The sequence below is a fragment of the Burkholderia sp. Bp9004 genome, from assembly GCF_003858025.1.
Taxonomy (GTDB): Bacteria; Pseudomonadota; Gammaproteobacteria; order Burkholderiales; family Burkholderiaceae; genus Burkholderia; species Burkholderia diffusa.
This window is the reverse complement of sequence record NZ_QTQD01000102.1, coordinates 1-349: the sequence shown is the minus strand read 5'-3', so window position 1 is coordinate 349 and position 349 is coordinate 1. Positions and strand designations below refer to the sequence as shown.

Sequence of the window (349 nt, the reverse complement as noted above, 5' to 3'; positions counted from 1 at the left end):
GCACGCGTCAAAGAACGCCCGGCCGACCAAGACGCCAACGTGTGCAAGATCGGAGCGCCGTCAGGCACCGGCAGCAGTATCAGCTTTGCCACGGGCAGCGAAACACTCAGCCACACCGACTTCACGCTACCCGGCCCATTTCCCATCGCCTGGACGCGTACCTACCGCTCCAGTCTCGGAGACTTCGACGATGGCGCACTGGGCGCGCGCTGGATCACGCCATACACCACGCGCTTCGACGTGGTGGGCGAAGGCCTGCGCTACCACGGCGTCGACGGGCGCAGCCACGACTACCCGCTGCCCAAGGTCGGACAGTTCCATGAAGATCGCATCGAAGACCTCACGCTGG

Annotated in this window: 1 protein-coding gene; it reads left to right on the top strand. The window is 65.0% G+C overall.

Features of this window, described 5'->3' with window-relative positions:
* Positions 1-349 (top strand): DUF6531 domain-containing protein (locus tag DIE08_RS35340; RefSeq protein ID WP_148096109.1); only part of this gene is annotated, 349 nt, incomplete at both ends.